Annotated in this window: 20 protein-coding genes and 1 pseudogene; 8 read left to right on the top strand and 13 right to left on the bottom strand. The window is 71.6% G+C overall.

The features are described 5' to 3' along the window. Positions 1-288: 288 nt before the first annotated feature. On the bottom strand, positions 289-2,469 hold the full coding sequence (gene ligA, locus K6T36_RS09545) for an NAD-dependent DNA ligase LigA (RefSeq protein ID WP_222921077.1): 2,181 nt from the start codon (positions 2,467-2,469) through the stop codon (positions 289-291). A gap of 80 nt (positions 2,470-2,549) precedes the next feature. Beyond that, positions 2,550-3,206, bottom strand: a complete 657-nt coding sequence (gene serB / locus K6T36_RS09550; protein ID WP_222921078.1) for a phosphoserine phosphatase SerB — start codon at positions 3,204-3,206, stop codon at positions 2,550-2,552. 201 nt (positions 3,207-3,407) lie between these two features. Between serB and serA the strand changes: the two genes are divergently transcribed. Next, positions 3,408-5,006 carry a phosphoglycerate dehydrogenase gene (gene serA, locus K6T36_RS09555; RefSeq protein ID WP_222921079.1) on the top strand — a complete coding sequence of 533 codons (1,599 nt, stop codon included), beginning with the start codon at positions 3,408-3,410 and terminating at the stop codon, positions 5,004-5,006. Positions 5,007-5,057: 51 nt separating this feature from the next. Here serA and K6T36_RS09560 read toward each other — a convergent pair whose 3' ends face one another. Together K6T36_RS09560 and thrC are read right to left on the bottom strand one after the other, a co-directional pair. Continuing rightward, the gene (locus K6T36_RS09560) at positions 5,058-5,330 is read right to left on the bottom strand and encodes a hypothetical protein (RefSeq protein WP_222921080.1); all 273 of its coding nucleotides are present in this window, start codon (positions 5,328-5,330) and stop codon (positions 5,058-5,060) included. A gap of 78 nt (positions 5,331-5,408) precedes the next feature. Beyond that, positions 5,409-6,671, bottom strand: a complete 1,263-nt coding sequence (gene thrC, locus K6T36_RS09565) for a threonine synthase (RefSeq protein WP_222921081.1) — start codon at positions 6,669-6,671, stop codon at positions 5,409-5,411. A gap of 171 nt (positions 6,672-6,842) precedes the next feature. On the opposite strand from thrC, the gene K6T36_RS09570 reads away from it, so the two are divergent. Continuing rightward, the gene (locus K6T36_RS09570) at positions 6,843-7,898 is read left to right on the top strand and encodes a mannose-1-phosphate guanylyltransferase (protein ID WP_222921082.1); all 1,056 of its coding nucleotides are present in this window, start codon (positions 6,843-6,845) and stop codon (positions 7,896-7,898) included. 30 nt (positions 7,899-7,928) lie between these two features. Here the strand turns inward: K6T36_RS09570 and K6T36_RS09575 are convergent, their stop codons facing one another. The 3 genes from K6T36_RS09575 to K6T36_RS09585 form a co-directional block, all read right to left on the bottom strand. Next, complete coding sequence (locus tag K6T36_RS09575) at positions 7,929-8,711, bottom strand: SDR family oxidoreductase (RefSeq protein WP_222921083.1); 783 nt, start codon at positions 8,709-8,711, stop codon at positions 7,929-7,931. Between the two features lie 56 nt (positions 8,712-8,767). Continuing rightward, positions 8,768-9,262, bottom strand: a complete 495-nt coding sequence (locus K6T36_RS09580; RefSeq protein WP_222921084.1) for a Tfx family DNA-binding protein — start codon at positions 9,260-9,262, stop codon at positions 8,768-8,770. 75 nt (positions 9,263-9,337) lie between these two features. Continuing rightward, a complete protein-coding gene (locus K6T36_RS09585) occupies positions 9,338-9,793 on the bottom strand; it encodes a TRAM domain-containing protein (protein WP_222921085.1) in 456 nt (151 codons plus the stop codon). Positions 9,794-9,929: 136 nt separating this feature from the next. Between K6T36_RS09585 and K6T36_RS09590 the strand changes: the two genes are divergently transcribed. Next, positions 9,930-10,616, top strand: a complete 687-nt coding sequence (locus K6T36_RS09590) for a hypothetical protein (protein WP_222921086.1) — start codon at positions 9,930-9,932, stop codon at positions 10,614-10,616. A gap of 244 nt (positions 10,617-10,860) precedes the next feature. Here the strand turns inward: K6T36_RS09590 and K6T36_RS09595 are convergent, their stop codons facing one another. Then, entirely contained in the window at positions 10,861-11,178 is a 318-nt protein-coding gene (locus K6T36_RS09595; protein ID WP_222923414.1) for a hypothetical protein, read from the bottom strand. 306 nt (positions 11,179-11,484) lie between these two features. Here K6T36_RS09595 and K6T36_RS09600 point away from each other — a divergent pair, with 306 nt between their 5' ends. From K6T36_RS09600 to K6T36_RS09615, 4 genes and pseudogenes are all read left to right on the top strand, one after another. Continuing rightward, on the top strand, positions 11,485-12,600 hold the full coding sequence (locus tag K6T36_RS09600) for a tRNA (guanine(26)-N(2))-dimethyltransferase (RefSeq protein WP_222921087.1): 1,116 nt from the start codon (positions 11,485-11,487) through the stop codon (positions 12,598-12,600). Between the two features lie 136 nt (positions 12,601-12,736). Beyond that, positions 12,737-13,564: a YihY/virulence factor BrkB family protein gene (locus tag K6T36_RS09605; RefSeq protein WP_222921088.1), complete on the top strand. Its 828-nt coding sequence runs from the start codon at positions 12,737-12,739 to the stop codon at positions 13,562-13,564. Between the two features lie 69 nt (positions 13,565-13,633). Beyond that, positions 13,634-14,956, top strand: a pseudogene (locus tag K6T36_RS09610) (YihY/virulence factor BrkB family protein). A 9-nt stretch (positions 14,957-14,965) separates the two neighbouring features. Next, positions 14,966-16,000 (top strand): phosphatase PAP2 family protein, encoded by a 1,035-nt coding sequence (locus tag K6T36_RS09615; protein ID WP_222921089.1) that lies wholly within the window; start codon positions 14,966-14,968, stop codon positions 15,998-16,000. Positions 16,001-16,190: 190 nt separating this feature from the next. Here the strand turns inward: K6T36_RS09615 and glnA are convergent, their stop codons facing one another. Continuing rightward, positions 16,191-17,570 carry a type I glutamate--ammonia ligase gene (glnA, locus tag K6T36_RS09620; protein WP_222921090.1) on the bottom strand — a complete coding sequence of 460 codons (1,380 nt, stop codon included), beginning with the start codon at positions 17,568-17,570 and terminating at the stop codon, positions 16,191-16,193. Between the two features lie 125 nt (positions 17,571-17,695). Here glnA and lrp point away from each other — a divergent pair, with 125 nt between their 5' ends. Continuing rightward, positions 17,696-18,154 (top strand): HTH-type transcriptional regulator Lrp, encoded by a 459-nt coding sequence (gene lrp, locus K6T36_RS09625; protein ID WP_222606438.1) that lies wholly within the window; start codon positions 17,696-17,698, stop codon positions 18,152-18,154. Between the two features lie 69 nt (positions 18,155-18,223). Here lrp and K6T36_RS09630 read toward each other — a convergent pair whose 3' ends face one another. The 4 genes from K6T36_RS09630 to K6T36_RS09645 form a co-directional block, all read right to left on the bottom strand. Continuing rightward, the gene (locus K6T36_RS09630) at positions 18,224-18,376 is read right to left on the bottom strand and encodes a hypothetical protein (RefSeq protein WP_222606439.1); all 153 of its coding nucleotides are present in this window, start codon (positions 18,374-18,376) and stop codon (positions 18,224-18,226) included. Positions 18,377-18,757: 381 nt separating this feature from the next. After that, positions 18,758-19,846, bottom strand: a complete 1,089-nt coding sequence (locus K6T36_RS09635; protein ID WP_222921091.1) for an aminopeptidase — start codon at positions 19,844-19,846, stop codon at positions 18,758-18,760. Between the two features lie 94 nt (positions 19,847-19,940). Further along, positions 19,941-20,288, bottom strand: coding sequence for a nucleoside triphosphate pyrophosphohydrolase (locus K6T36_RS09640; protein ID WP_222921092.1), 348 nt, complete (start codon positions 20,286-20,288; stop codon positions 19,941-19,943). A 72-nt stretch (positions 20,289-20,360) separates the two neighbouring features. After that, positions 20,361-20,648 carry a DUF7964 domain-containing protein gene (locus K6T36_RS09645; RefSeq protein ID WP_222921093.1) on the bottom strand — a complete coding sequence of 96 codons (288 nt, stop codon included), beginning with the start codon at positions 20,646-20,648 and terminating at the stop codon, positions 20,361-20,363. Positions 20,649-20,658: the final 10 nt, after the last annotated feature.

The following is a 20,658-nucleotide window of genomic DNA, read 5'->3' on the forward strand; positions in this document are numbered from 1 at the left end:
ATCGGCGACGGAGTGCCCGCGCTGTCGGCCACGAAAGCCCCCGGCCGTCTCGACTCCCGCGACACGCGCTGTGCTCCTCGGCTCACTTCGTTCGCCTGCGGTGCTTGCGGTGTCGGGGTTCGCCGAGACGGCCGGCCCCTTTCAGTCCCACCCGACAGCACCGCACAGCGGCCACGCCCTCCCCAACCGATTCCGCTCCTCGCGTTCGCTGCGCTCACGCTCCGGTGCTCGTCCCTCGCGCGCTCCCGGCCGACACGGCGGTCGGCCGGCACGCGCCACGGCGGGCGATCAGCCTTCGTCTTCCGGCGGCCACTCGATCCCGTGCTCGGCGAGGAGGTCGGAAAAGGCCGCCTCGTCCAGTTCGGGCACGTCGTTCGCCTCGGCGTCCTCGCGCTTGCTCGTCCCCGGCGAGTCGCCGACGACGAGGTAGTCTGTGTTGCCCGAGACCGACGAGGTCGCGTTCGCGCCGTGGGCCTCCACGAGGTCCTGCGCGACGCTGCGCGCGGTCGACAGCGACCCGGTGAACACGAACGTCAGCCCGTCGAGCGCGTCGCCCGTCTCGGTGTCGTCGGGCTGCGGGTCGACGTACTCCAGGAGGTCGTCGATGACGCGCGCGTTCTGCTCGGCCTCGAAGAAGTCCCGGACGGTACGCGCGACCGTCTCGCCGATGTCGTCCACCTCCGCCAACTCCGCCTCGCTCGCGGCTCGGACCGCCTCGAAGGTGCCGAAGTGGCGCGCGAGGTTGCGGGCCGTCGCGGCGCCGACCTCGTGGATGCCCAGCGCCGCGAGGAAGTCCGCCAGTTCCGGCTCGGTGCTCGCCTCGACCTCCGCGATGAGGTTGTCCGCGCTCGTCTCGCCCCACCCCTCCAACTCGGCGAGCTCCTCGCGCCGGTCGGGCAGGCGGTACAGATCGGGGAGCGTCTCCACGAGGCCGGCCTCGCGCAGTTGCTCGACGGACTCCTCGCCGAGCCCCTCGATGTCGAGCCCGCCCCGGCTGGCGTAGTGGACGACCGCGCGCTCGGCCTGCGCGGGACACGCGAGCCCGTTCGGACAGAACGCCAGGGGACCGTCGCGCTCCACGTCGCTGCCGCAGGCGGGACACTGGTCGGGGAACTCGTAGGGGCGGTCGCTGTGGGACTCCACGACCTCCGCGACCTGCGGGATCACGTCGCCGGCGCGCTTCACGCGCACCTCGTCGCCGACGCCGACGCCGAGCGATTCGATCTCGTCGGGGTTGTGCAGCGTCGCCCGCGACACCGTCACCCCGCCCACGTCGACCGGGTCCAGCAGGGCGACGGGCGTCAGGCGGCCGGTCCGACCCACCTGCACGACGATGTCCTCCACCGTCGTCACCTCGTGGCGCGCGGGGAACTTGTAGGCGAACGCCCAGCGATACGAGCGCGATTTGGTCCCGAGTTCCTCCCGGGCGGCGCGGTCGTTCACCTTGATCACGACGCCGTCTATCTCGTAGTTCAGGTCCTCGCGCTCCCCGGCGAGGCGGTCGCGGTAGTCGATGGCCGCCTCGATGTCCGCGGCGAGTTCGGCCCGGTCGTTCACGTGTAGGCCGAACGAGCGCAGGGCGTCGAGCTCCGCGAGGTGGTCGTCCGGTCGTTCAGGGCCGTCCGAGCCGCCGGCCGTCTCCCACCCGAGCACGTCGTAGAAGAAGCAGTCGAGCGGGCGCTCGGCGACCGCGTCGATGTCGAGCTGCCGGAGGGTGCCGGCGGCGGCGTTGCGGGGGTTCGCGAACGGCTCCTTCCCCGCCTCGATGCGCTCGCGGTTGTGCGCCTGGAAGGCGTCGCGGGGGATGAACACCTCCCCGCGCACGGCCAGCGTCTCGGGGGGGTCGCCCGCCAGCCGCTCGGGCACCGAGCGGATCGTCCGCACCTGCTCGGTCACGTCGTCGCCGACGCGCCCGTCGCCCCGCGTCGCCGCCTGCACGTAGCGGCCGTCCTCGTACACCACCTCCACCGAGAGGCCGTCGAACTTCGGCTCACACGAGTAGGACACGTCCGCGTCCTCGCCCACCACCTCGGCGGACTCCCCGTCTCCGCCTCGGGCGAGTTCCCGGCGGACGCGCTCGTCGAACTCGCGCACGTCCGCGGCGTCGCCCGACTGGTCGATCGACAGCATCGGCGCGGCGTGTTCGACCTCCCCGAGTTCCTCGAGGGTGCCGCCGGCGACGCGGCGCGTCGGGGAGTCGCCGGCGTCCAGATCGAAGGCGTCCTCCAGTTCCTCCAGGCGCGCGAACAGCGCGTCGTACGTCCGGTCGGCGATCAGCGGGTCGTTCCGGGCGTAGTAGCGGTGGTCGTGCTCGCGGATCGCCGCGCGCAGCAGGTCGGCCTGCTCGGCTGCCGCGTCGGCGTCGAGGTCCTCGACGGGCGCGAAGTCGGCGTCCGGCTCCGTGAGGTACGGGTTGTCCGGGTCGGCGTAGCGGAGGTCGTCGGCGTCGACCTCGGCTGGCTGGCTCATTGGCGGCGGTTGGAACGCGGCCCGCGTGAATCCATCGGAGGGCGACGCGTCTCCGCGACGGGGTCGGTTCCCGGCCGAGTCTACGCGTCCCCGTCGCCGACGAGGAACCCCTCGTCCTCGAACAGGTCGGCCAGCTCGAACATCGACTCGACGACCACGTCGCAGGCGGGTTCGACGGCGGGCTTCGGCTCGTAGCCGACCGCCAGCCCCGCGACCTCCAGCATCGGGAGGTCGTTGGCGCCGTCGCCGACGGCGACCGTTCGGGTCATCGGCACGCCCTGCTCGCCGGCGACGCGCTCCAGCTGCTCGTCCTTCGTCCCCTCGATGAGCGGCCCCTCGACCTCGCCGGTGAGGCGCCCGCCCTCGATCGGCAGGCGGTTGGCGACGATCTCGTCCACCTCGGCGCCGGCTCTCTCCAGCGCAGCTGCGACGCCGCGCTCGAAGCCGCCGGTGAAGATGGCGACGTAGTGACCGCGCTCGCGCAGGCGGCGGATCACGTCCCCGGCGCCCTCGCGGAGTTCGACCCGGTCCCACGCCCGCCGGGCCTCCTCCTCCTCCAGATGCTCCAGGAGCGCCGCGCGCTTGCGCAGGCTCTCGGCGTAGCTGAGTTCGTCGTTCATCGCCCGCGCGGTGATGTCGGCCATCTCGTCGGCGACGCCACAGCGCTCGCCCAACAGCACGGTCATCTCCGAGTCCGAGAGCGTCCCGTCGAAGTCGAACGCAACGAGTCGAGTCATGCGCGGCCGTTCGCGCGCCCGGGCTTCAACTCCTGCGGTTCCCGCATCGCCGCGGCGACCCGCTCCCGGGTCGAATGACACACGGACGTGACAATTCCACCCGAAACGGAGGGGTCGTATAGCCAGCCATGTGGATCGATCTGGCGGGCGAGTTCCGCCGAGGTGGAAAGCCTTTACCACGCGCCGCAACTCCGGTCGCGCATGAAGGTACTCGTCACGGACCCCATCGCCGATGCGGGGATCGAGACGCTCCGAGACGCCGGCCACGAGGTCGTCACGGGCTACGAACTCGCGGGGCAGGACCTGCTGGACGCCGTCGCCGACGCGAACGCGCTGATCGTCCGCTCCGGGACGGAGGTGACCGCCGAGGTGTTCGAGGCGGCCCCCGACCTGCTCATCGTCGGCCGGGCGGGCATCGGCGTCGACAACATCGACATCGAGGCGGCGACCGACCACGGCGTCGTCGTCGCGAACGCGCCGGAGGGGAACGTCCGCGCGGCCGCCGAGCACACCGTCGCGATGACGTTCGCGGTCGCGCGCGACATCCCGCAGGCGCACAGCCGCCTCAAGCACGGCGAGTGGGCGAAGGGCGAGTACCTCGGCCGGGAAGTGAACAACAAGACGCTCGGCATCGTCGGGCTGGGCCGCGTCGGCCAGGAGGTCGCCAAGCGCCTCGACTCGCTGGGCATGGATCTGGTCGTCTACGACCCGTACATCAACGAGGAGCGCGCCGCGCAGTTCGGTGCCGAGCTCGTCGACGACCTGACGGACTGCCTCGCGCGCGCCGACTTCGTCACCGTCCACACGCCGCTGCTCCCCGAGACCGAGGGGATGATCGGCGCCGAGGAGCTGGAGACGATGGGCGACGCCTACCTGATCAACTGCGCGCGCGGCGGCATCGTCGACGAGGACGCGCTCGCTGAGGCCGTGGAGAACGGCCCCGTCGCCGGCGCCGCCCTCGACGTGTTCGCCGAGGAGCCGCTGCCCGCCGACTCGCCGCTGCTCGACGTGGACGACATCGTCCTCACGCCGCACCTCGGCGCGAGCACGGAGGCCGCCCAGGAGAACGTCGCCGTCGACACCGCGAAGCAGGTGCTCGCGGCGTTCGCCGACGAGCCGGTCGTCAACGCGCTCAACGCCCCGTCGGTCGACGAGTCGGCGTTCCCGCGCATCGAGCCGTACCTCGACGTGGCCGACACCGCAGGCAAGATCGCCGCCCAGCTACTGGGCGAGCGCATATCGGGCGTCGAGGTCCACTACGAGGGCGAGATCGCCGACGAGGACGTGGACCTGGTCACCGCCAGCGCCCTGAAGGGCGTGTTCTCCCCGCTGGAGTACGAGGTGAACGCGGTCAACGCCCCGCAGCTCGCGAAGGACCGCGGGATCGAGGTGACCGAGAGCAAGACCCGCCAGGCCGAGGACTTCCAGAGCCTCGTCACGGTGACCGTGAAGGACGGCGACACGGAGCTGTCCGTCTGCGGCACCCTGTTCGCCGGCGACGACCCCCGGATCGTCCGCATCGACGGCTACCGCGTCGACGCCCGGCCGTACGGCCACATGCTCGTCGCGCGCAACCGCGACGAGCCGGGCGTCATCGGCCTCATCGGCACCGTGCTCGGCGACGCCGGCGTCAACATCGCGGGCATGTTCAACGGCCGCGAGACGATCGGCGGCGAGGCGCTGACGGTGTACAACCTCGACGACCGGCTCCCCGACGACGCCGTCGACCGGCTCCTCGGCGACGACCGGATCATCTCCGTGGACCGGATCGTCCTCGACGACGCCGACAACGGTCGCTGAGTCCGGTCCCTCGCGTCGTCGACGACGCCGCCAGCGCCGGCCGCTGCCGACCTACGTTCTCCGCCGTAGCCTGTCGAGCAGCCGCGCGAGTATCGACCGCCGTGTGTCGTCCGCTTCGTCCCCGTCGTCCCCGCGCGCGGCGTCGAGCAGCACCTCGTAGCGGTCGACGATCCGCTTCCGCTCGCGTCGCTGCTCGGCCACGCGCTCGCGGAGCCGTTGGTTCTCCCGTCGTAGCTCCGTTACGACCATCGAACGCGGGCGTTCGCCGTCGCGTTCGTCCTCGCTGACGCCGTCGCTGCCGCGGTCCGTACGCTCATCCCCCATGTCACACGATACCGCGCGAACCCGCAAAAAGTTTCGTCGGACGGACAGGTGACGGGTGCTGCTCGCCGGCGCCACACCTCACTTCGCGCCGATGTGTTCCAGCACCGCCTCGGTAGCGTTCGCCACCGGTTCGGGGTCGCCGCCGGCCTCGTAGGCGGCGTCGGGGTCCTTCAGCAGGTGGCCGGTCGTGAGACACACCACGTCCTCGTCGGCGTCGACGACGCCCCGCTCGCGGAGCGTCCGGAGGCCGGCGACCGAGGCCGCGGAGGCGGGTTCGACGCCGACGCCCTCCTGCGCGAGGTCGCGCTGGGCCGCCGTGATCGCCTCGTCGTCGACGGCGACGGCGGTGCCGCCCGTCTCCCGGATCCCGGGGAGCGCCTTCGGCGCGTTCACCGGGTTGCCGATGCGGATGGCGGTCGCGCGGGTCTCCACCGACTCCCAGCGGCGGACCTCGTCGGCGCCGTTCTCGATGGCCTCGACCATCGGCGCGGCGCCGGCGGCCTGCACGCCCGTCAGCTTCGGCACCTCGTCGGCGTCCATCGCGCCGGCGGCGACGAGCTCCCGGAACGCCTTGAACAGCGCCGCGGTGTTGCCCGCGTTGCCGACGGGGAGGACGATCCGGTCGGGGAACGTGCCGTAGTCGTCGCGGAACTCCTCGAGGATCTCGAAGCCGATCGTCTTCTGGCCCTCCAGCCGGAACGGGTTGAGCGAGTTGAGGAGGTACACCTCGCCGCGGTTCGCGAGGTTCTGCACGATGTCGAGGCAGGCGTCGAAGTTGCCGTCGACCTCCAAGATCCGGGCGCCGTGGAGGCTCGCCTGCGCGACCTTGCCGGCGGCGACCTTCCCCGCGGGCAGAAGCACCAGCGTCTCCAGGCCAGCGCGGGCGCCGTAGGCGGCGAGGGCGGCGGAGGTGTTGCCCGTCGAGGCACACGCGAGGCGGTCGACGCCCAGCTCCTCGGCGACGCGGACGCCGACGGTCATCCCGCGGTCCTTGAACGAGCCCGTCGGGTTCATCCCCTCGTGTTTCACGCGCAGGCGGTTCACGCCGATGTCCTCGCGGAGTCGGGGCACCTCGTGGAGCGGGGTGTGGCCCTCGGGCAGCGAGACGCCTTCCTCGAACGGCAGTCCGGCGGAGTACCGCCAGACGCCCTCGCCGGAGAACTCGTCCCAGGTCGGCGGGTCGGCGTAGCGCACCTCCAGCAGGCCGTCGCAGTCGTCGCAGGTGAAGCGGATGTCGTCGAACGGGGCGAACTGCCCGCCGCAGGCGATGCACTCCAGCCAGGCGCCGTCGTCGGCGACCGACGGGGCGTCCTGCGCCGGCGAGTCGAGGGAGAGGCTCATGGAGGGGCGTCGGCCTCGCGGGCTAAAAGTCGGCCGTTCGTGGCGGGTAGTGCCAGCGCGATCCGAGCAGCGCGAGGGCGAACGAAGTGAGCCCCCGACACGAACGGCGAACGGGGACGGCCGACGGCGCCCCCGCCGTCCTTATGGGCACCCCCCGCCGACACGACGACAATGGACCGACCCGTCGTCGCCGTGATCCTCGCCGGCGGCACCGGCTCCCGCCTCTACCCCGCCTCCCGCAGCGACCGCCCGAAGCAGTTCCTCGCGCTGGGCGACCCGGACGACGACCGCAGCCTCCTCGCCAGAACGGCCGATCGCACGGGCTTCGCTGACGCGACGCTGGTCGCGACCCGCCCCGAGTTCGCCGACGAGGTGCCCGAGCACGCCCCGAACGCCGAGGTCGTCGTCGAGCCCGCGGGCAAGGACACCGGGCCCGCGATCCTGTACGCGACCCACCGCGCACGCGAGGCGGTCGACGGCGAGCGGGAGCCGGTCGTCGTCGTCCTCCCCGCGGACCACCACGTGCCCGACGGCGACGCCTTCGAGGCGACGATGGCCCGCGGCGCGCGCGTCGCCGGCGACACCGGCCGGCTGGTCGCCTTCGGCGTCGAGCCGACCCGGCCCGCCACCGGCTACGGGTACATCGAACCCGGTGCGGATCGCACCACCGAGCACGGCGCGGTTGCCTACCGCGAGCTCGCGGCCTTCCACGAGAAACCGGACGCCGACAGGGCCGCCGAGTACGTCGATTCGGGCTACTACTGGAACGCCGGCATCTTCGCGTGGACGCCCGCGGCGCTGTTCGAGCAGGCGCGGGACACGCCGTTGGCCCCGCTCGTCGCCGAACTCGACGGCGACGACCCGGACCCGGCGGCCGGCTTCGAGGCCGTCTCCCCGGTCAGCATCGACTACGCGGTGATGGAGCGCGCCGACCGGGCGGCGGTCGTCCCGGCGGCGTTCGCGTGGGACGACCTCGGGGCGTGGGACGCGCTCGACCGGGTCCTCGACCCGGACGGCGACGGCAACGTCGTCGCCGGCGACGCCGAGGCGCTCGCGGTCGACGCCGCCGACAACGTCGTCGCCGGCGACGACACGCACGTCTCGCTGGTCGGGGTGGACGGGCTGTGCGTCGTCGCCTACGACGACCGCGTGCTCGTCGTGCCGAAGGCGGACGCTCAGCGCGTCCGCGACGCCGTCGACCGGCTGAAGGAAAGCGGGCAGTTCTGAGGTCGGCGAGCGTGCGACGACGGCGGGTAGCTACGAGTGCAGGCGCCCGCCGTCGACGGGCAGCGCCGCGCCGTTGACGAACGAGGCGCGCTCGGAGGAGAGGAACGCGACCACGTCGCCCAGCTCGCGCGGGTCGCCGATGCGGTCCAGCGGGATGTCGCTGGCCCAGTCGTCGAGTCCCTCCTCGTAGCTGTCGTACTCGCCGCGCGCGAGCGCGTCCTCGACGAGCTCCTCGATGCGGGCGGTCTCGTGGGCACCGGGGAGCACCGCGTTCGCGCGCACGTCGGGGGCCCACTCCCGCGAGACCGTCTTCACGAGCCCGATCACCGCCCGGCGGACGGCGTTCGAGAGCACGAGGCCGTCGATGGCCTCGCGGACCGAGGTGGACGTGATGCACGTGACCGTGCCCGCGTCGCTGTCGGCCAGGTGCGGGCGCGCCTCACGGAGCGTCCAGACGGCGCTCATCACGAGCGTGTCGAAGGCGCCGTACCACTGCTCGTCGGTCGTGTCGTCGAAGGTGCCCGGCGGAACGCCCCCCGCGCTCGTGACGACGTGGTCGAGCCCGCCGAACTCGTCGACGGTCGCCTCGACGAGCGCGGCAACGTCGTCGCGGTCGGTCACGTCGGCCTCGACCGCGAGCACGTCGCCAGGTTCCTCCGCCAACGCGTCTTCGGCCTCGTCGAGTCGCTCCGGCGTTCGCCCGCAGATCACCACGTTCGCGCCCTCGGCCGCCAGCGACGCTGCCGAGGCGAAGCCGAGCCCGCCCGAACTGGCCGTCACTAGCGCCGTGTTCCCGTCGAGTCGCAGATCCATGCCCGCGGGTTCGGCGGTACCGTACAAAAAGCCGCCAGAGACGGCAGGACGTGCGCTTACTCGATGTCGGCCTGCTCGGACCGCCGGACGCGGACGGTTCCGGCGCCGGTGATGCCGACGAGGATCGGGGAGACGACCTCCCGACCCCGGACCGCGTCGCCGGCGTCGTCGCTCACCAGCTTCATCAGGTCCGGCGCGGTGTGGTTCACCTTCACGTCGGCCTCGTCGCAGGCGTCGTACACCCGGTCGGGCACGTCGTAGAGGTCGGTGCCGGCGGCGATCTCGATCCGGACGGGCGCCGACAGCGCCTCCGCGAACGCGACGGTCTCGCGGGCCTTCTCGACGTTGTCGCGGGCGGACGACTCGACGCTCGACACGTTCGCACGCGAGGTTCCCAGCAGGTCGGCGATGTCCGCCTGCCGGACGTTCCGCTCGCGCAGCGCGAGCACCTCCGCCTGCCGGCGGGTGAGGACGCTCCGATCGGCGTCGAAGCCGGCGCGGTCGAGCAGCTCGTCGACGTCGACCGCGTCGAGGCTCCCCTCGTTACTCATGGTAAACGGTGGGTCGGCGGCATACAAAAAGCATAGTACGGACTGTCCAGGCGCGACCCCCGGGGAGAGTCGACGCTACGATCCCCAGAAGTTGTCGCGCGATCCGAGCCGCTCGCCTCGCTTGGCCTCGGTCTCCTCCTCGAACTCGGGGTTCTCGCTCTCGCCGTCGGCGCCCTCCTCGCCCTCCTCGGGCTCGTCGGGGAGCCGCTCGACGACGCGGTTCGCCTTCGCGTGGTTCTGCTTCACCCGGTCGATCCGGACGACCGCCCGCGCGGGCGGCAGCAGGCCGTCGACCATCACGATGAACCCGTCGTCGGTGCGGCCGACGCCGGCGCCGCTCTCGTGGATGTCGTCGACCTCGACGGTGACCTCCTCGCCGGGCTTGACCGGCTGCTGTTTCAGGTCCGAGATGGGCATGTTGTACTCGTTGCACCACTCGGCGCCGCCGCGGTCGCCGTAGTGCTGACAGCCCATTCCCTGGATCCGTTCGGAGAACCGGGGGCAGTCATCCGCAAGTGGACAGTCCGCCATACGGAGTGATACCCTCGGCATCGTCTAAACGCTTCCGTCTGCCCGTGTCGGCCCCGTGTGAGCGACAGCGAACCCGACGGCGACGGGCGGACGAGGGCGACGAGGGGCTTTTGCTCGACCCGTCCGTACCGCGACCGTGAACCGCCGCGCTCCCGAGCTCGCGCTGCTGACCGGGCTCCTCCTCGCCGCGCCCATCGGCGCGTTCGCCCTGTGGGCGACCGGGGACATCTCGCGGTCGCTGCTCACCGGGGTGGGGCTCCTGTACCCCTTCGCGCTGTACGCGATCTATCACGACGACGAGCCGACGACCGTGCTTCCGCCGCGTGCCGTCGCGCTCGCCGGGACGGCGGTCGGGGCCGTGCTCGTCGCGGACGCGACCGTGACCGCGACCGGCGGCGTCGCCGAGGCGACGCTGCGGGGAACCTTCCTGGGACTGCTGGTCGCCGTGCCGGCGTGGGCGTACGCCGTCGGCTACGCTCCCGCCCGATCGCTTCCCGACGGGCGGGCGGTCCTCCTCGCCGGCGCCGTCGGCGGCGCGGCGCTGCTGCTCGCGGGCCTCCTCCTCGGGACGCCGTTCGGCGCGGCGGCCGCGCTGCTGGTGTGGGTGTTCGGCGCGCTCGCCGCCCGATCCGCCGGCCTCGCGGTGACCCCGACCGCCCGGCTCGGCGCCGTCGCCGGCGGCGTCGTCCTCGGCGTCGCCGTCCTGTTCGCCGCGCTGATCGCCGGCTCGGTGTCCCCCGCGGCGGTCCTCTCGGCGCTGGCGCTGGCGCTCGCGCCGGCGGTGTTCTACGGGCTCACGGTCGAGACGGCGTCGTTCGAGTGACGTGTACAGGCGCGTCGCTGTCGACGGTGGCTGACAGGCGGCCCCGCTCGCGGCGTGCCGGAGGACCCGGCGTGAACGCACCGTCGGGCCGCACGCGCTCACGGCTGGCGCCGTTCGCATCGAGGCCTCCCTTTGGTCGGCCTCGCACTCGCTGCCCGGTGCGCATCGGTCGTCAGCGCATCGGCGGGGCTGGTGCCGTGATCTGATTTGAAGCTTCGGCCGGCAACGACGCGTCGACGGACGGTTACAGGAACTCGGCCACGTCGGAGTACCACATGTCGTGGCGGTCGACGCGGCCGACGCGTTCGGCGATGTCGACCGCCAGCGCGTGCCAGCAGCGCTCGCTCGGGTCGGACGTGTCGAGGTTGTAGGTGGCGTCCCGGCAGTCGCACCCGCCGTCCTCGACGACGTGTTCCTCCCGGTAGCCGACGACGACGGTGAAGTCCCGGTAGCGTTTCACCCGGCCCTCGGCGACGGCCTCGATCGCGCGGCGGCCGCGGTCGCCGTGGAGGGTGATGACCTCGGCGACGACGGGCGGTCGGAGCTCGCCGGCGGTCGCCAGCGCCGCGCGCCAGTCCTCGGCCGCGAGGTCGGCGAGCTCGCCCGGGTCGAGGTCGGAGTCGTCCGCCGCGGCGGACCCCGAATCGGCGTCAGCAGCGGCTTCGGGCGTCGCGTCCGGATCGGCGCCGCCGTCGCCCTGCGTCACGTCGCGCCGGTTGGCGTGGCCGGGGCAAAACGCTTCGGTCCCGCCGGGTGACGCGTCGTCCGAGTTCGGGCCGTCAGCGCTAGGGTCGTCCGCGCTCGGCCCCTCCGCGCTCGGACCGATCCCACGCCAGTTAACCGCGCGGGCGGCGCACGTCCGCCAACGATGGAGGTCACGGAGGGCGGCGTCACCGTCGAGGTCGAGGGCGCGCGCGACGGCGCCAGCGAGGGCCGCGCCGACGAGGTGTTCTACAACCCCGAGATGGAGCTGAACCGCGACATCACGGTCGCCGTGTTGCGGGCGTACGCCGACCGCGAGCCGCGCGCGGAGACGTACCTCGACGCGATGGCCGCCTCCGGCGTCCGTGCGACCCGGGCGGCCGCCGAGGGGTGGGACGTGACCGCCGCAGACGTGGACGACGACGCCGTCGCGCTCGCGGAGCGGAACCTCGCGGAGTACGGCGGGGAGGCCGTCCAGCGCGACGCGAACGCGCTGCTGCACGAGGGCTTCTTCGACGTGGTCGACGTGGACCCGTACGGCTCCCCGATGCCGTTCGTCGACGCCGCGATCGCGGGCACGCGGAACCTGCTGTGTGTCACTGCGACCGACACCGCGCCGCTGTGTGGGGCCCACTTCGAGTCGGGCGTCCGCCGCTACGACACCGTCCCGCGAAACACCGAGTACCACTCCGAGATGGGGCTGCGCGTGCTGATCGGCGCGCTCGTGCGCCGGGCGGCCAGCCGCGACAAGGCCGCGGTCCCGATCTGTTCGCACGTCTCGCGCCACTACGCGCGCACCTACCTCGAACTGGAGGCCAACGCCACCGACGCGACGGCGACCCTGGAGGACCTGGGGTTCGTCCACCACTGCGAGGACTGCCTCGAACGCGACCACGAGTTCGGCCGGCTGCCCGACGTGCCCGAGACGTGCCCGGACTGCGGGTCGAACAGGGTCCTCACGGCGGGGCCGATCTGGCTCGGGCCGGTCGCCGACGCCGGGTTCACCGAGCGGGTCGCCGACGAGGTGACCGACGACATGGGGGAGGCCAAACGCGCGCGGAAGCTGCTCGACACCGTGGCCGACGAGTTGGACACGCCGACCCATTACGACCAGCACCGCCTGTGCAAGCAGTGGACGCGCCCGGCCGTCGGCATGGACGAGTTCGTCGACGCGCTGCGGGAGGCCGGCTTCGCGGCCTCGCACGCGCACTACTCGGGAACCGCGTTCAAGACCGACGCGACGGTCGCCGAGATGCGCGAGGCGACCGCGGATCTCGGGTAACGAACGACCTCGGCTAATCCGTCGTCTCGGGGAGCGAATCGACTTCGCGGACGCCGCAACCGCGGGCGCGGGTCCCCCGCAGCTTCCCGCGGCCCGGCCGCCGCCCTCTTTGACCTCGGCCGACAACGCGGTCGGTGTGTCCAACGACGCCCGCGATCCCCCGGCGGCCGGCGGCGACGGAGCCCGGACCGGTCTCGGCGGCCCGGTGGCGGTCGCGGGCGCCGTCGTCCGGGCCGTTCGCGCGGCAGACGCGACGTTCGTTGCGGGGAGCCTCGCGTACTACAGCGGCGTCGCGACCCTTCCGGTCGCGGTGTTGGCGGCCGCGCTCGTCGCGCACGCCGGCGACGGCGTCGTCGCCTCGGGGGCCGTCACCGCGGGCGGGGAGCTGTTGACGCCCCGGGGTCGGACGTTCCTCCGGGGGTCGATCGGCGACGTGTCCCGGCGCCGGGGGATCGTCGTCGTCGCGGGGGCGTTGGCGTGTTTCTCGGTCGTACAGCTGTTCCGCGGGCTCGACCGTGCGTTCGCCGCCGTCTACGGGGTGGAGAAACGGGGCGTCCGTTCGCGCGTCCGCGACACGCTGTTCGCGCTCGCCGTCGGCGGCCTCGGCGTCCTCGCGGTGTTGCTCGCGGCGGGGGCGCTGTCGCTGTACACCAACGAGTCGCTCGTGCGCGCGGCCGTCCCCCTCGCCGTGCTCCTGCTGTCGACCGTGGGGCTGTTCCCGCTGTTTTACGCGCTCCCGGCGACGCCGGTGTCCCGCGCGGAGGTGCTCCCGGGGACGCTCGTCGCCGCCGTGGGATGGACGGTCACGGGCGCCGTGCTCGGTGCGTACGCCGACGCCGGCGTCGGCGTCGGGATCTACGGCTCCCTCGGGGGCCTGCTCGTGCTCGTCGCGTGGTTCTACGCGGCGAACCTGCTCGTGCTCGTCGGCGCGGCGACGAACGCGGTGCTGGCCGGCCACGTCTGACTCGCCGTGCGTTCCCGCCGTCCCGGGACGAACCGTGCGCTTTTCTCGCGGTCGCGTGAACACGACGACGTGGACGCCGAACACGAGCCCGCGGGGGCGACGGGGTCGCTCCGGCGGACAGCGACGTTCCTCCGCGGGGTCGCCGCGCGGACGAGCGAGGAGAACGTCACCTTCCTGGCGGCGGGCGTGGCGTACTACGCGTTCGTCTCGCTGTTGCCGGCGGCGGTTCTGGCGCTCGTCGTCGCGGTGACGGTGGGCGGCCAGCGGCTCGCGACCGCGGTCGTCGCCGCGAGCGCGGACGTGCTCACCGAGAGCGGGCAGGAACTCCTCGTCGCCGCGCTCGTCGACGGCCCCGGGCAGGGGTCGGTGACGCTCATCGGCCTCCCGCTCACGCTGTGGGGGGCGCTGAAGGTGCTTCGCGGCCTCGACATCGCCTTCTCGCAGGTGTACGGGACCGACGACGCCGTCGGGTTCGTGGACCAACTTCGCGACGCGCTGGTTGTCGCCGCGAGCGTCGGCGGCAGCCTCGGCGCGATGGTCCTGCTCGGGACGGCAGTCGCCCTCGTCGACGTCAGTGCCGTCACCGTCGTCGCGAGCTACCTCGCGCTCCCGGTGCTCCTCACGGCCGCGTTTCTCCCGATGTACTACGTGTTTCCCGACTCCGACGTGTCCGTCCGCGACGTGCTCCCCGGCGCCGTCTTCGCCGGCGTCGGCTGGACCGTCCTCCGGATCGCGTTTCAAGCGTACGTGGAGTTCACCGCCGGCGGCGACGGCGAAGGGGCCGTCTACGGCGTGCTCGGCGCCGTGCTGCTGTTCGTAACGTTCCTCTACTTCGGCGCGACGCTGGTGCTGGTCGGCGCCGTCGTCAACGTCGTTCTCGCCGAGCGCCGCGGGCGGTCGCGGGCGGGAAGCGCCGCCGGCGACGGCAGAGACCGGCAGGATAAAGGGACGGACACGCGTGCGAAGTGACGAATGAGCGGCGAGACCGCGAGCGCCGGAACGGCGGCCGACGGCGAGGAGGACGACGGCCGTCCGGCGCCCGACATCGGGGAGTTGGACGAGCGCGTCGCCGAGCTCCGCGCGGACCTCGACGCGATCGACGACAGGACCGTGGAGAAGCCGGCGATCGAGGCCGAACTGAAGCGGTACGTCCGCCGGCGGATGCGCCGCGGCCACGCCCGCGGCTGGGGACCGTACCTCGTGTTGCTGTACGGCACCGTGATGACCCTCGGCGCGTTCTACTTCCTCGAGGGGTGGGTCGCGATAGCCGCGATGCTCGTGTTGTTCCTCTCGACGCTGGGGCTGTACACGCTGTTCGTCCTCGTCGGCGTCGGGCTGAATCTCGTGTCGGTGCCCGGACGCGCCGTCGACGCCGTCCGCGAGCGGCGGTGAGGTGAACCCGTGTTCCGCACAGTCACCAGAGATCTGCTCGCGGTGCCCGGCTGGCTCGTCCCGATCGCCGCGGTTCTCACCCAGCTGGGCGACCCGTGGTTCCTCTATCTCGGGCTCGCGCTCCTCTACTGGCTCGCCGACGACCGGCTGGCCGCCAACCCGCGTCGCGTCGGCGCGACTGTCGTCGCCGTCGGGCTCGGCGCCCTGGCGGTGACGGTCGGCCTCAAGAGCCTGTTCGCATTCCCCCGGCCGCCCGGCGCCGGCGAGGCTGCCGTGCCGCTGTGGCTCCCCGACCTCCTCTCGGACGCGTACGTCAACGCCGCAACCGGCGACGGCTTCGGCTTCCCGTCGGGCCACGCGATCGGCGCGACGATGGTGTACGGCGGCCTCGCGACGTTCCTCGACGTGGGCGACAGACGGACGCGCCGGGGGGTCGCCGCCGGCGTGATCGTCGTCGTCGCGCTCAGCCGGATCGCGCTCGGCGTCCACTACCTCGCCGACGTCGCGGTCGGGATCGCCGTCGGGCTCGCCGGCCTGTGGCTGTTCGGACGGATCGCCCGCACGGGGTTCCGGCCGAACCCCGACCGGGCGTTCTTCCTCGCGGCCGTCCTCGGCGCGGCGGCGACGGTCGTCGCGGCCGTCGGCGGCCACGGCGGCGAGGTGCTCGAGGCGGGGATCGTCGTGGGCGGCGGGCTCGGCGGCTACGCCGTCTGGCGGGTTCGCGGTACAGATCCCGCGCCGGTCGGCGCCGTCGGCACCGTCGCCGGCCTGGCGCTCATCGCCGCGGTGTTCGGCGGCGCCTACGTCGTCGCCTCCGCCGGGCTCCCGTACGTCTTCGGCGTCGTCCCCGACACGACCCCCTTCCGCCTGCTCGCGGTCGTTCCCCTGTCGTTCGCCGGCGTCTCGCTCGTCGTCGCCTGGCCGACGATCGTGGACCGGGCTCGGACGGGCGGAGCGGACGAGTCGGACGCCGAGTCGGTCGCGGACCTGATCGCCGAGGCCGAGCCCAACGCGGACGGTCCGGAATCCGAGCGGTCGGAGTGAGGACGCCGGGGACGGGGCGAGGACGCCGCCGAGGGGTCGGTCTTGTGAGTGGAGCGCTGTGGCGACCACGGAGGAACGCCGAGGCAGTGGCAAAGAACCGCGAAAAAAAAAAAAATCGGCACGGGGAGAACCGAGTCGGGTTCGGGGCCGGGACGGCGACCGGGTCGGGCCCGTCACCCGTCGTCGCGGCTCAGAACTTCTCGAGGTAGCGGTCGAGCTCCCAGTCGGAGACGTCGACGCGGTAGTCGTCGTACTCGGCGGTCTTCGCCTCGACGAACTTCTCGGCGACGTGGTCGCCCAGCGCCTCCTTCACGAGCTCGTCCTCCTCGAGGGCGTCGATGGCCTCGCCGAGGTTCGACGGCAGCGTGGTGATGCCGTACTCCTCGCGCTTTGCCTCGTCGAACTCGTAGATGTTCTCGCGGACCGGGTCGTCGCATTCGAGCCCCTGCTCGATGCCGTCGAGGCCGGCGTGGATGAGCACGGCGAAGGCGAGGTACGGGTTACACGAGGGGTCGGGGAAGCGTGCCTCGATGCGCGAGGCCGCCGGCACGCGGGCGGCCGGCTTGCGGATGAGCGCCGAGCGGTTCCGGTCGGACCACGCGACGTAGACGGGCGCCTCGTAGCCGGGAACCAGGCGCTTGTAGGAGTTCACCGTCGGGTTCGTCACCGCCGCGAGCGCCTCGGCGTGCTCGAGGATGCCCGCGGTGAACTGCTTGGCCTCCTCGCTGAGGTCGAACTCGTCGTCGTCGTCGTGGAACGCGTTCTCGCCGTCCTCGGTGAACAGCGAGATGTGCGTGTGCATCCCCGAGCCGTTGATCTTCGGGATCGGCTTGGGCATGAACGTCGCGTGGAGGTCGTGCTGGGCGGCGATGGCGCGCACGACGGTGCGGAAGGTGCCGACGTTGTCGGCGGTCGTGAGCGCGTCGTCGTACTCGAAGTTGATCTCGTGTTGGCCCTCGGCGACCTCGTGGTGGGACGCCTCGATCTCGAAGCCCATGTCCTCCAGGCCGTAGATGATGTCGCGGCGCACGTCGCTGGCGAGGTCCTTGGGCGCGAGGTCGAAGTAGCCGCCGGCGTCGTTCGTCTTCGTCGTCGCGCGGCCGTCCTCGTCCTCCTCGAACAGGAAGAACTCCGGCTCGGGCGCGGCGTTGACCTCGTACCCCATCTCGGCGGCGCGATCCAGCGCGTCCTTGAGGATGCCGCGGGGATCGCCCTCGAACGGCTCGCCCGTCGAGGTGTTGATCACGTCGCAGATGAGGCGCGCGGCACCGCCGTCCTCGCCCTCGCGGGTCCGCCACGGGAGCACCGAGAACGTCTCGGGGTCCGGTTTGAGACGCATGTCCGACTCCTGGATGCGTACGAAGCCGTCGATCGAGGAGCCGTCGAAGTAGATGCCCTCGGTGAACGCCTTCTCCGCCTGCGTCGCGGGGACGGAGACGTTCTTCACCGTCCCCAGGATGTCCGTGAACTGAAGGCGGAGGAAGTCGATACCCTTCTCGTCGATCTCGTCGATGACGTCCTGCTCGACGGCGCTGAGCCCGCCGTCCGGCTTGGTGTTACCGTCCGTCATGTTGTGACGTTTGACTTCATACACTCCCGGTATATAGGAGTTGACGGTCAGTGCAATTTCCCCTTCCGCTCTCTCGTAGTGGACATCCGTCAAATTCTAATGGGGGGAACCCGTGGTCGAGTGTAATGACGTACGAAAACCTCGATGCCAAGCTCGTCAACGCGCTGTTAGGGAACGGTCGTGCCAGCCTCCGCTCGCTGGGCGAGGACCTCGACGTGTCGGTGACGACCGTCTCGAACCACCTCCGCGATCTCGAAGACGAGGGCGTGATCGAGGGGTACACCCCGCGGGTGAACTACGACCGGCTCGGCTACGACGTGACGGCGATCGTCCAGCTGAAGGTGGAGGGGAGCGCGCTGCCCGACATCGTCGACCGCCTCCGCGAGCAAAAGCAGATGGTCTCCGTCTACGAGGTCACCGGCGACTACGACGTCATCGCGATCGGGAAGTTCCGTGACACCGACGAGATGAACGAGGGGATCAAGGGGCTGCTCGCCGACCAGGACATCCGCGAGACGAACACCTCGGTCGTGCTCAACACCGTCGTGGAGAACGCGCAGTTCGACCTCGACGTCCAGGAGTGAACCGTCGCTCGCGGCGCTCGACGCGTCCGAGCGTGTGAGAAGCGGTAGCGAGCCGACCGACCGCCGAGTTTACACCATGAACTCGGTCACGTTGTCCATGTCCGTCCGACAGAACGGGCAGCGGTACCGGGTCGAGAATCCGCCGGACTGGGCCGTCGTCTTCGCCTCGAGTTCGTGCATTCCGATCTGACGGCCGCAGTCGGGACAGTTCACCTTTGGCACGTCCGAGTGACACGGTCACATACGCATAAATCCCGGTACCGTACCGCAGAGAGAAATCTATTAGTACATGCACTTCCGTGAAGGTTGTCGGCTCGATGGCGGGCGGCACCGAGGGCGCCGCCGTTCCGCTCGTGTGGGATTGATCCCCACACGAGCGGTCCCGACGGCTCCTGATCGGACCCCATGACTTCGGGTGGAGCGGCGGACCGGCTCACGTTCGCTATCGCGGTCGGTTGGGGTGTCGTTGGGTGGCTTCGAGAGCTTGTTCGCGCCCCGTTCACTCGGCGTCGCGCTTTTGGTGGGCGGCTCGGGCCACGCGGCCTCCCTTCGGTCGGCCGCGGACACCTCGCCGCCGTTCTACCGAGGCCTCGTTCACTTCGTTCACTCGGCCCCGCCGTCCTCGAACGTAAACGTCCCGTCCCGCTGAACGACCTCGCCGTCCAGCTCGATCACGGAGTCCTCGCTCATGTCGACGATCATGTCCACGTGTTCGGCGGACTCGTTGACCTCGTTGCCCTCGCCGACGGTGTCGGGGTACGCCGACCCGACGGCCATGTGGACGGTGTCGCCCATCTTCTCGTCGAACAGCATGTTGTACGTGAAGCGGTCGATGGCGCGGTTCATCCCGATGCCGAGTTCCCCGAGGTAGCGCGCGTTCTCGTCGGTGTTGAACACGCCCTCCAGCACCGCCTCGTTACGCTCGGCGGAGAATTCTTCGACGCGGCCGTCCTCGAAGGTGAGCCGCACGCCCTCGATCTCGCGACCCTGGCGGTACAGCGGCAGGTCGAAGTACACCTCGCCCTCGACGCTGTCCTTGACGGGCGCGGTGAACACCTCGCCGCCCGGGAGGTTCGCCTTCCCGTCGTCGTTGAGCGCGGTGTTGCCCGCCACCGACATCGTGAGGTCGGTCTCCTCGCCGGACTTGATCCGGACCTCCTCGGCGTCGTCGATGAGGTCGACCATCTGCTGTTGGAACTCCGCCTGCGCCTCCCAGTCGAGACTGACGGCGTCGTACACGAAGTTCTCGTACTCCTCGGTGCTCATGCCCGCGAGCTGGGCGTGCCCGCTCGTCGGGAACTGCGTGAGACACCACGTCTTCGAGAGGCGCTCCTTCTGGACCGGCCGGCGCGCGCGGTTGTAGTCGGCGGTCGTCTCGGGGTCCACGTCGGCCTTCTCGGAGACGTTGCCGCCGCTGCGGGCGATCACGAACGCGTCGGCCTCCTCGTAGAGGGCCAGCTCGTGGTCGGGCAGCTCGAAGTCGTCCTCGCGGGCGCGGAGGTACGCGCGGGCGGCGCGCTGGGAGTTGTTCAGGTAGACGGGGTTCGCGCCGATGTCGCCGGCGTACTCGTGGAGGGCGACCGCCAGGTCCTCCGCCTCGGCCGGGAGCTGGATGACGAGATCGTCGCCCGCCTCCAGTTCGATGGAGTGGTCGACGATAGTCTCGGCGTGCTCGCGGATTCGCGGGTCCATGTACGGCGCTTGCCGGCCGCCCGAGTAGGGGTTTCGGTCCCGGCGCGACGCCGACGACCCGCCCCGGTCGGCTCACCCGTCGCGTCGGACCGACTCACCCGTCGGGTTCGACCCGGTCCAACACGACGCCGTCGGCGAACGCCCCGCGTTCGGCGGCCTTCTCGCGGCGGAGCCGCTCGATCCGGTCGCGGTCGCGACGCTCGACAAGCGCGTCCAGCACCGCCGACAGGTCCGCGAGTTCGGCGTCGACGGACTCCTCGGGGTCCTCGGCCGCCTCGCGTGCTTCGGTCGCCTCCTCGACGAGCTTGTCGAGGAGGTAGCGATCCAGTTCCTCGCCGTCGACCGTCCGCGTGACGGGCCGCTCGCCGTCCGCGCGGATCACGTCTGGGATGTCGTCGCGGACGAGCTTGTCGTACTCGACCGTGCTCGCGTCGTCGTTCACGGGCACACGAACGGCGAGAACGGGTGAAAGTCGGTTCGGTCGCGGGGCCGGGGTCGCCGGGGAGCCGGAGCGCTACGGCCCGCCGTACCCCTGCTCGGTCGCCCACTCGCGAAGCTCGGCGTACACGTCCTCTCGGTCGTCGCGGTCGCCCGAGGCCAGCACGCGGTACCGCTCGCGCTCGCGGTCCTCGACGACGGCGACCGACTTCGCCTCGGTCGTGATCAGCATCGCCGGCACCACCTCGGTCCCGGAGCGTTGCGCGATCACCTCGTGGTGGGCCTCGACGATCCGGTCGGACTCCGTCAGCCCGCGGACCTGCGCGGCGCCCATCGGGTACGGGAGCGAGTCGATCAGCGACATCGGGGACGAG

This window comes from Halobaculum roseum, from assembly GCF_019880245.1.
Classification (GTDB): Archaea; Halobacteriota; Halobacteria; order Halobacteriales; family Haloferacaceae; genus Halobaculum; species Halobaculum roseum.

What these genes read in the sequence shown, in the direction of transcription:
- serA (WP_222921079.1), top strand. Translation starts at nt 3,408, where the DNA reads ATGAAGGTACTCGTCACGGACCCCATCGCCGATGCGGGGATCGAGACG.
- K6T36_RS09585 (WP_222921085.1), bottom strand. Translation starts at nt 9,793, where the DNA reads ATGGCGGACTGTCCACTTGCGGATGACTGCCCCCGGTTCTCCGAACGG.
- K6T36_RS09570 (WP_222921082.1), top strand. Translation starts at nt 6,843, where the DNA reads ATGGACCGACCCGTCGTCGCCGTGATCCTCGCCGGCGGCACCGGCTCC.
- K6T36_RS09635 (WP_222921091.1), bottom strand. Translation starts at nt 19,846, where the DNA reads ATGGACCCGCGAATCCGCGAGCACGCCGAGACTATCGTCGACCACTCC.
- serB (WP_222921078.1), bottom strand. Translation starts at nt 3,206, where the DNA reads ATGACTCGACTCGTTGCGTTCGACTTCGACGGGACGCTCTCGGACTCG.
- K6T36_RS09575 (WP_222921083.1), bottom strand. Translation starts at nt 8,711, where the DNA reads ATGGATCTGCGACTCGACGGGAACACGGCGCTAGTGACGGCCAGTTCG.
- K6T36_RS09600 (WP_222921087.1), top strand. Translation starts at nt 11,485, where the DNA reads ATGGAGGTCACGGAGGGCGGCGTCACCGTCGAGGTCGAGGGCGCGCGC.
- K6T36_RS09560 (WP_222921080.1), bottom strand. Translation starts at nt 5,330, where the DNA reads ATGGGGGATGAGCGTACGGACCGCGGCAGCGACGGCGTCAGCGAGGAC.
- ligA (WP_222921077.1), bottom strand. Translation starts at nt 2,469, where the DNA reads ATGAGCCAGCCAGCCGAGGTCGACGCCGACGACCTCCGCTACGCCGAC.
- K6T36_RS09645 (WP_222921093.1), bottom strand. Translation starts at nt 20,648, where the DNA reads ATGTCGCTGATCGACTCGCTCCCGTACCCGATGGGCGCCGCGCAGGTC.
- glnA (WP_222921090.1), bottom strand. Translation starts at nt 17,570, where the DNA reads ATGACGGACGGTAACACCAAGCCGGACGGCGGGCTCAGCGCCGTCGAG.
- K6T36_RS09580 (WP_222921084.1), bottom strand. Translation starts at nt 9,262, where the DNA reads ATGAGTAACGAGGGGAGCCTCGACGCGGTCGACGTCGACGAGCTGCTC.
- lrp (WP_222606438.1), top strand. Translation starts at nt 17,696, where the DNA reads ATGACGTACGAAAACCTCGATGCCAAGCTCGTCAACGCGCTGTTAGGG.
- thrC (WP_222921081.1), bottom strand. Translation starts at nt 6,671, where the DNA reads ATGAGCCTCTCCCTCGACTCGCCGGCGCAGGACGCCCCGTCGGTCGCC.